Below are 9,373 nucleotides of genomic sequence, written 5' to 3'. Positions count from 1 at the left end.
GTCGCCACCTCCCTGCATGCACCACGTTCAGTGCAGGCGTGCCGCCATCACCGCGCGGCGGCGGCCCGCTTCATGGCGCGCTTCTCACGGCGACGGGCCCGGCGGGCCACCCAGCGCTCGCGCAGGCACGAGAAGATCACGTACAGCGCCGGGGTGCTGAGCAGGGTCAGGCTCTGCGAGAACAGCAGGCCGCCGATCATCGCGATACCCAATGGGCGGCGCAGTTCGGAGCCTTCGCCCAGGCCGATCGCCAACGGCACCGCGGCCAGGATCGCCACCATGCTGGTCATCATGATCGGGCGGAAGCGCACGATGCTGGCCTCACGGGCGGCTTCCAACGGCGTCTTGCCGTGCTCGCGCTGCGCCACCACGGCGAAGTCGATCATCATGATCGCGTTCTTCTTGACGATGCCGATCAGCAGCACCAGCGCGATCATCGAGATCACCGACAGTTCGGTATTGGTGCCGTACAGCGCCAGCAACGCACCCACGCCCGCCGCCGGCAGCGTGGACAGGATGGTGACCGGGTGGATCAGGCTTTCATACAGCATGCCCAGCACCAGGTAGACGGTGATGATCGCCGCCATCACCAGGATCAGCATCGCCATCGGGTCCGAATCGAAGCCGAAGCCTGCGTCCTCGGCCAGGCGGATGTCGCCGGGCATGCGCATGCCATTGACCGTGCTGTCGATGATCGCCTTGGCCTCGCCCATGCTGGTGCCGGGGGCGAGGTTGTAGCTCAGGTCCATCGTGGTGTTCTGGTTTTCGTGGGTGATCTGCGACGGTGCCAACCCCGGCACCTGCTCGGCTACCGCCGTGATCGGCACCATCTCGCCATTGCCGGCCCGCACGTAGATCTGGTCCAGCGCGCCCGGCGTCGCGGTCTGCTCGGGCAGGGCGTTGACCACCACGCTGTACTGGTTGATGTCCGAGTAGATCGTGGAGATCTGGCGCTGGCCGAAGGCGCCGTACAGCGCGCCGTCGATGGCGCCGACTGACACACCCAGGCGAGCGGCCTTGGCGCGGTCGATCACGATGTTCTGGCGCAGGCCGGCGGCGTCCACGTCGGTGCCGACGTCGGCCAGCTTCGGGTTCTTCTTCAGCGCGGCCTGCAGTTTGGGCAGCCACTCCTGCAGCTGGGCCAGGTCGTTGCCCTGCAGCGAGACGCGGTACTGCGCGCCTTGGCTGGCCCCCCCGCCGTCATTGCTGGGCAGATCCTGGATGGCGCGCAGGCGCAGCTGCAGGTCGGGGTAGCGGTCGGCCTTGGCACTCAGGCGCGCCAGGGCCTGCGCGGTGGTTTCGCGCCGGCCGTCCTTGCGTGATTTCAGTTCAACGTTGAACTGCGCGCTGGAGCCCTGGCGGCCACTGCCCAGGCGCACGCCCACGGTCTTCACCGCCGGGTCGGCCATCAGCATGTCGGTGATGCGCCGCTGGCGGTTGACCATGTCCTCGAAGGAGACCGTGGCGCTGGAGTTCGCGCGGCCCCAGATCAGGCCGGTGTCCTGGGGTGGGAACGCGCCCTTCTTGACCGCGCCGAACAGGAAGATGGTCGCGCCGATCAGCAGCAGCGGGGTCAGCGACAGCAGCAGTGCATGACGCAGCGAGAAGTCGAGCAGCTTCACGTAGATCCGCAGCATGCGGTCGTGGCCGGCATCGAGCAGGCGGCCGAAGCGGCTGGGTGCGCCGGCGTCGGCATGCGCGCTCAGGAAGCGGCTGCACAGCGCCGGGGTCAGGGTGAGTGAGATGACCATCGAGACCACGATCGCCGCCACCAGGGTGACGGTGAACTCGCGGAAGAACGCGCCCATCATGCCTTCGGCGAACAGCAGCGGAATGAACACCGCCACCAGCGAGGCGGTGATCGAGACGATGGTGAAGCCGATCTCGCGCGCACCGGTGAGGGCGGCCTGCATGCGCGTCATGCCCTCGTCGAGGTGGCGCATGATGTTCTCGATCACCACGATCGCATCGTCGACCACGAAGCCGATCGCGATCACCAGCGCCAGCAGGCTCAGGTTGTTGAGTGTGAAGCCCAGCACGTACATCACCAGCGCCGCACCGGCCAGCGACAGCGGCACGGTCACCGCCGCGATCAGGGTCGGGGCCAGCCGGCGCAGGAACAGCGCCATGGTCAGCACCACCATCGCCAGCGCGATCAGCAGGGTGATCTGCACTTCATGCAGCGAGGAGCGGATGGTCGGGGTGCGGTCGAAATAGGGGGTGAGCGTGGTGCCCGGTTCCAGGTAGTCGCGCAGGGTCGGGATCTGCGCCTTCACCCGGTCCACGGTTTCCACGATGTTGGCGCCGGCGCGGGTGAACACGTACATCACCACCGCCGGTTTGTGGTTGAACCACGCGGCCTGGTAGGCGTCCTGCTGCCCGTCGTAGACGTTGGCGATGTCCTGCAGGCGGATGACGCGGCCGTTGTCGGCGGTCTTGATCACCAGCTGGGCGAAGTCGGCCGCGCGCGCCACCGAGTCGTTGGCGATGATCGCGGTGGTGGTGTTGCCATCGGTGAGGAAGCCGGTCGGCGAGGTCACGTTGGCCGCACGCACGGCGTTGCGCAGATCATCGGCGGTCAGGCCGAGCGCGTTCATCAGGCGCAGGTTGACGTCCACGCGCACGGCCGGCGTGGAAGCACCGGCGATATCCACCGAGGACACACCGGTAATCTGGCGCAGCCGCTGGGCCAGCAGCGAGTCGGCCACGTTGTAGAGGTCGTCGGCCGACTGCGTTTCCGAGGTCAGCGCGATCGCGATGACCGGGTCATCGTTCGGGTTCGCCTTCTGGAACATCGGCGTGCCCAGCCCGGCGGGCAGGTCGGCCTGGGCCGAGTTGATCGCGGTCTGCACATCCAGCGCGGCCGAATCGATGTCGCGGTCGCTCTGGAAGATCATGAAGACCAGCGAGCTGCCTTCGGAGCTGGACGAGCGCATGCGGTCGATGCCCGGCAGCTGGCCGAGGTGGCGTTCCAGCGGCGCGGTGACCGTGGAGGCCATGGTCGTGGCATCCGCGCCGGCCTGGTTGGCGTGCACGAAGATCACCGGGATCTGGATGTTCGGCAGCGCCGACACGCCCAGCTGCAGGTAGCAGATCACGCCGACCACGAACAGGCCGATGGCCAGCAGGGCGGTGCCGATCGGGCGGCGGATGAACGGGCCGGAGATGTTCATCGAACGCCTCCGCAACGGCCTGCGGTGCTCATCATCACGCCTGCGGCTCCTGCACCGGGCCATGGCCATGACGCAGCGCACGCTGTTCGCGGCGCTGGCGCAGGCGCTCGGAGAAGCGCTCCATGTACAGGTAGATCACCGGCGTGGTGTACAGCGTCACCAGCTGCGAAAGCAGCAGGCCGCCGACGATGGCGATACCCAGCGGGCGGCGCAGTTCCGAGCCGATGCCGGTGCCCAGCGCCAGCGGCAATGCACCGAGCATCGCGGCAGCGGTGGTCATCATGATCGGGCGGAAGCGCAGCAGGCAGGCACGACGGATCGCCTCATGCGCGTTGGCACCGGTACGCCGGGCCTCGATCGCGAAGTCGACCATCATGATGCCGTTCTTCTTCACGATGCCGATCAGCAGCACGATGCCGACAATGCCGTCCACCGACAACGGCAGGCCGCACACCATCAGCGCCAGCAGGGCGCCGACGCCGGCCGGGGGCAGGGTGGAGATGATGGTGAAGGGATGGATGTAGCTCTCATACAGCACGCCCAGCACGATGTAGATCAGCACCAGCGAGGCCAGCAGCAGCCACACCACATCGGTCTGGCTGCCGGTGAACTCGGCGGCCTTGCCGATGAACTGTGCATGCACCTGCGAGGGCATGTCCAGGCCGGCCTTGGTTTCTTCGATCGCCTTGACCGCATCGGACAGGGAATAGCCCGGCGCGATGTTGAACGACACCGTGACCGCCGGCAGCTGCTGCTGGTGGCTGACCACCAGCGGGGTGCTGGTGACCTTGCCCTCGGCCAGGGCGGCCAGCGGAATGATGTTGCCGGCGCCGACCGGAATGCCGGTGTTCTGCGCGCCGATGCCGGTGGCGGTGGACGAGTTGGACGAGGTGACCTGGCCGAAGTTGGTGGCATTGCTGCCGGTCAGTGCGCCAGCGCCATTGGAGGCCACCGCCAGCTGGTTCATCAGCGCGGTGCTGGTACGGAACTCCGGGGCCACTTCCAGCACCACGCGGTACTGGTTGAGCTCGGTGAAGATGGTGGAGATCTGGCGCTGGCCGAAGGCGTCGTACAGGGTGTCGTCGATGGTCTGCATCGGCACGCCGAGCACGCTGGCCTTGTCGCGGTCGATGGTCAGCTCGAGTGCGCGGCCTTGGTTGGACAGGTTGTTGTCCACGTCGGCCAGCTCCGGGCGCTGGCGCAGCGCCTCGGTCAGGCGCGTGGCCTGCAGCGCGACCTGGGCGCTGTCCACGTCCGACAGCGAGTACTGGTACTCGGTCGCGGCCACGCGGGTATCCAGGGTGACGTCCTGCACCGGCTTGAGGTACAGCGCCACGCCGGGAATGCCGGCCACGGCCTTCTGCAGCCGCGGCAGGATCTCATCCAGCCCATCGCGGTCGCCGCGCTCCTTGAGCACGATCGACAGCTGGCCCTGGTTGAGCGTGGGGTTCATGGTGCCGGCGCCGATGAAGGCCGACACGCCGGTCACTGCCGGGTCGCTGCGCAGCGCTTCGGCCACGGCCTTGGTGCGCTGCTCCATCTGCGGGAAGGCGATGTTCTGGTCAGCCTGCACCACACCGGTGATCAGGCCGGTGTCCTGCTCGGGCAGCAGGCCCTTGGGGATCACGATGTACAGCACCACGGTCAGCACCAGTGCGCCGGCGGCGACGGCCAGGGTCAGCGGCTGGTGATCCAGCACCCAGTCCAGGCTGCGCTCGTACAGGCCCACGGTGCGCGACCACACGGTGGTCTTGCCGGCAGCGGCGGCGCGCTCGTGCGCATCCTCGCCCTCGGGCAGCGCATCGGGCTTGAGCAGGTAGGCGCACATCATCGGGGTGAGCGTCAGCGAGATCAGCATCGACAGCGTCACCGCGATGCTCAGCACCCAGGCGAATTCGTGGAACAGGCGACCGGTGACGCCGGGCATCAGCAGCAGCGGCAGGAACACCGCCACCAGCGAAATTGTCAGCGAGAGCACGGTGAAGCCGATCTGCTGCGCGCCGATCTCGGCCGCTTCCGGCCCGCTCTTGCCCTGTTCGATGTAACGCACGATGTTCTCGATCATCACGATCGCATCGTCGACCACGAAGCCGGTGGCCACCACCAGCGCCATCAGCGAGAGGTTGTCCAGCGACATCCCGGCAAACGCCATCACGCCGAAGGTGCCGGCCAGCGACAGCGGCACCGCCACCGAGGGAATGATGGTCGCCCACAGGCGGCGCAGGAACACGAAGATCACCGCCACCACCAGGCCGATGGTCAGGATCAGGGTGAACTGCACTTCATGCACCGAGGCGCGGATGGTCTCGGTGCGGTCGTTGAAGATGTCCAGATGCACGTCGGCCGGCAGCACGTTCTGCAGCTGCGGCAGCAACGCGCGGATGCGCTCGACGGTCTGCACGATGTTCGCGCCCGGCTGGCGCCGCACTTCCAGCAGCACCGCCGGCTTGCCATCGGCCCACGCGGCCAGCTGGTCGTTCTCCACGCCGTCGATCACGTTGGCCACATCGGACAGGCGCACCGGGCGGCCGTTCTTGTAGCTGATGATGGTGTCGCGGTACTCGGCGGCGCTGGTCAGCTGGTCGTTGGTGCCGATCGAGTAGGACTGGGTCTTGCCGTTGAGCGAGCCCTTGGGCGCGTTGACGTTGGCCTGGGTCAGCGCGCTGCGCAGTTCTTCCAGGGTCAGGCCCATGTTGGACAGCTGCGCCGGGTTGACCTGGATGCGCACGGCCGGGCGCACGTTGCCGGCGATGGAAACCAGGCCCACGCCCTGCACCTGCGACAGGCGCTGGGCGAGGATGGAGTCGGCGTAGTTGTTGACGTCGCGCAGCGGGCGCGTGTCGGAGGTGAGCTTGAGGGTGACGATCGCCGCGTCGGCCGGGTTCACCCGGTTGTAGACCGGCTGGTAGGGCAGCGAGGAGGGCAGGGTGGCCTGGCGGATCGCGGCCTGCACATCCTGCGCGGCGATGTCGATGTCGCGGTCCATCGAGAACTGCAGGATGATCGTGGACAGCCCCGCCGACGAATCGGAGGTCATGATCTCCAGCCCGGAGATCTGCCCGAACTGGCGCTCCAGCGGCGTGGTCACCAGCGAGGCCATGGTGACCGCGTTGGCACCGGGGTACTGGGTGGTCACCACCAGGCTGGGCGCATCGATCTCGGGCAGCGCCGACACCGGCAGCTGGCGGTAGCCGAGGATGCCGAGCAGCAGCAGGCCCGCCATCAGCAGCGAGGTGGCGATCGGGCGGCGGATGAAAATCGTCGAAAAGCCCACGGGCGGGTCCTTGCTGGTGCGTCGTGCTGCGTTGGATCAGGCGAACGCCGGCTCGTGGGCCGGCGTCAGGAACGTAGGGCGGGCGCGATCAGCGCGGACCGCCACCGCGGCGTCCACCGCCACCCTGCTGCTGGGCGGCCTTGAGCTCGGCTTCGGTCGGTGCGGCCGGGGTTTCGCCCGGCTTGAGCGCGGTCACCTTGGCGCCCGGCTTGAGACGGAACTGGCCTTCGCTCACCACGCGCTCGCCGCCCTTCAGGCCCTCGGTGATCTGCACCTGGCTGTCGCCGACTTCCACGCCGCTCTTCACCGTCTGCATGGCCACGGTGCTGTCCGGCTTGACGATGTAGACGTACTCGCCGTCCGGCCCGCGCATCACGGCCTGGGTCGGGATCACCACGCCGCCGGCGATGGTGCGCAGCTGCATGCGGACATTGACGAACTGGCCCGGCCACAGCGAATTGTCGGCGTTGTCGAACAGGGCACGCGCGCGGAAGGTGCCGCTGTCGCTGCTGATCTGGTTGTCCACCACGTCCAGCTTTCCGCCGTCGGTAAGGACGTGCGCGTCGTTGCGGTCCAGTGCGGCGATATCCACCTGGCCGGCGGCCTGGGCCTCGCGCACGGCCGGCAGCTGGCGCTCGGGCAGGTTGAACACGACATGGATCGGATGGATCTGGGTCAGCGTCACCAGCGCCGTGCCGGCGCTGACGATGTTGCCGGCGTCGACCGCACGGATACCGGCGATGCCGGAGATCGGGGCGGTCACGCGGGTGTACTGCAGCTGCACCTGGGCGGCGCGCATGCTCGCTTCATTGGCGGCCACGGCGCTTTCGAACTGGGCCACCTGGTTGCGTTGGGTATCCAGGTCGGTCTTGGCCACGTACTGGCGGTATTCGGCCGAATTGGAGCGCTGGTAGTTGGAGCGGGCGGTGGCGAGCTGGGCCTGGTTCTGGCGCTTGGCCGCCGCGGCTTCGTCGTAACTGGCCTGCAGGGTGCGCGGGTCGATCTGCGCGAGCAGGTCGCCCTTCTTCACTTCCTGGCCTTCCTTGAAGTTCAGGCTGATCAGCTGGCCGCCGACCTGCGGGCTCACAGTGACCGTGTTCATCGCCGCCACCGTCCCCAGTGCGCTGGCGTAGACCGGCACATCCTGGCGGACTGCATCGATCACCGTGACCGGGACCGGGCCGGCATTGGCCGGATCACCGCCCTGGCGCCCTTCGGCTGCCGGGCCGCCTGCATCCCCCTTCTTGCCGCCCATCAGGCGCATTCCCACCACGGCAACCACCAGCACTGCGACCACCAGCAGCACGATCTTCCAGAAACGCGACATTCAATAACTCCTGAGGGGGCTGGCGGAGGGCGGGGGGCCCGGTTGGCTAGGCGCAAAGCATACTCGTCGCCCGTGGCCTTTCATGCATGACGGATGGGACGGGCGATCAGACCGGATGTGACGGGTGAGGTTCCCTCCATGAACGTTTGCCGGGGCAGAAAGTTACAGCGCGACCGGCGCCGATGCCCTACATTCAGGTTCGACCGCCGTTCTGACCCGTGGAGACCTTCAATGCCCCGTCTGTCGCTGTTGATGTCCGCCCTGCTGCTGGCCGCCCCCGGTCTGGCCGCCGCCGCCCCCGCCGAACGCCCGGAAGTGGCCGCCGCTGCGACCCGCCTCAAGGCCCAGGTGATCGACTGGCGCCGTGACTTCCACCAGCACCCGGAGCTGTCCAACCGCGAAGAACGCACCTCGGCCAAGGTGGCCGAGCGCCTGCGCGCGATGGGCCTGAAGCCGCAGACCGGCATCGCCCACCACGGCGTGGTGGCCATCATCAAGGGCGGCAAGCCCGGCCCGCGGATCGCCCTGCGCGCGGACATGGACGCGCTTCCGGTGACCGAACAGACCGGCCTGCCGTTCGCCTCCAAGGCCACCAGTACCTACCGTGGCGAGACCGTCGGGGTGATGCACGCCTGCGGCCACGATGCCCACACCGCTACCCTGCTGGGCGTGGCCGATGCGCTGGTGAAGATGCGCGCGAACCTGCCGGGCGAAGTAATGCTGATCTTCCAGCCGGCCGAAGAGGGCGCGCCGCCGCCGGAAGAGGGCGGGGCGGCGCTGATGCTCAAGGAAGGGCTGTTCAAGGACTTCAAGCCGGAGGCCGTGTTCGGCCTGCATGTGTTCTCCAGCGTGCCGGCCGGCCAGATCGCGGTGCGTGGCGGCCCGCTGATGGCGGCGTCGGATCGGTTCGGGATCAAGGTGATCGGCCGCCAGACCCATGGCTCGGCGCCGTGGAACGGGGTGGACCCGATCGTGGCCACCGCCGACCTGGTCGGCACCGCGCAGACCATCGTCAGCCGCCGCGCCAACCTCTCCAAGCAGCCGGCGGTGGTGACCTTCGGCGCGATCAAGGGCGGCATCCGTTACAACATCATTCCCGATGAAGTGGAGATGGTCGGCACCATCCGCACTTTCGATGAGGGCATGCGCCAGCAGATCTTCGCCGACCTGCGCAACGTGGCCGAGCACACCGCGGCCGCACACGGGGCCAAGGCCGAAACCGAGATCTACGAGTCCGAGGGCAACCCGGCCACGGTCAACGATCCGGCGCTGACCGCGCGGATGCTGCCGAGCCTGCAGGCCGTGGTGGGCGAGGGCAATGTGTACGAGCCGCCGCTGCAGATGGGGGCCGAGGACTTCTCGCTGTACGCCCAGCAGGTACCGGGCATGTTCTTCTTCGTCGGCTCCACCAGCGAGGGGATCGATCCGGCGACCGCGCCGGCCAACCACTCGCCGAAGTTCCTGCTCGATGAGAAGGCGCTGGATGTGGGCCTGCGCGCGCTGCTGCAGGTCAGTCTGGATTACCTCAATGGGACGCCGGCTGAGGCGCCTGGCGCAGGCTGAAGTCAGACGACGGCTGGGACACGGCAGGTCCCCGCC

4 protein-coding genes are annotated in these 9,373 nt (G+C 67.9%); 1 reads left to right on the top strand and 3 read right to left on the bottom strand.

The window, feature by feature from the left end; translation table 11 throughout:
- Window positions 1–47 precede the first annotated feature (47 nt).
- The 3 genes from ACE026_RS10380 to ACE026_RS10370 form a co-directional block, all read right to left on the bottom strand.
- Window positions 48–3,173, bottom strand: coding sequence for an efflux RND transporter permease subunit (locus ACE026_RS10380; RefSeq protein WP_486038938.1), 3,126 nt, complete (start codon window positions 3,171–3,173; stop codon window positions 48–50).
- Window positions 3,174–3,207: 34 nt separating this feature from the next.
- Window positions 3,208–6,447 carry an efflux RND transporter permease subunit gene (locus tag ACE026_RS10375; RefSeq protein ID WP_486038937.1) on the bottom strand — a complete coding sequence of 1,080 codons (3,240 nt, stop codon included), beginning with the start codon at window positions 6,445–6,447 and terminating at the stop codon, window positions 3,208–3,210.
- 88 nt (window positions 6,448–6,535) lie between these two features.
- Window positions 6,536–7,774 carry an efflux RND transporter periplasmic adaptor subunit gene (locus ACE026_RS10370; protein WP_486038936.1) on the bottom strand — a complete coding sequence of 413 codons (1,239 nt, stop codon included), beginning with the start codon at window positions 7,772–7,774 and terminating at the stop codon, window positions 6,536–6,538.
- A 231-nt stretch (window positions 7,775–8,005) separates the two neighbouring features.
- On the opposite strand from ACE026_RS10370, the gene ACE026_RS10365 reads away from it, so the two are divergent.
- Window positions 8,006–9,337 (top strand): M20 family metallopeptidase, encoded by a 1,332-nt coding sequence (locus ACE026_RS10365; RefSeq protein WP_486038935.1) that lies wholly within the window; start codon window positions 8,006–8,008, stop codon window positions 9,335–9,337.
- The last annotated feature ends 36 nt before the right edge of the window (window positions 9,338–9,373 follow it).

Source organism: Stenotrophomonas sp. AGC87, from assembly GCF_057333975.1.
The sequence above is the reverse complement of the archived record's forward strand: the minus strand, read 5'-3'. Positions and strand labels throughout refer to the sequence as shown.

Bases quoted from the DNA above. Each gene is read 5' to 3' on its own strand.
- ACE026_RS10380 (WP_486038938.1), bottom strand. From the start codon at position 3,173: ATGAACATCTCCGGCCCGTTCATCCGCCGCCCGATCGGCACCGCCCTG.
- ACE026_RS10365 (WP_486038935.1), top strand. From the start codon at position 8,006: ATGCCCCGTCTGTCGCTGTTGATGTCCGCCCTGCTGCTGGCCGCCCCC.
- ACE026_RS10370 (WP_486038936.1), bottom strand. From the start codon at position 7,774: ATGTCGCGTTTCTGGAAGATCGTGCTGCTGGTGGTCGCAGTGCTGGTG.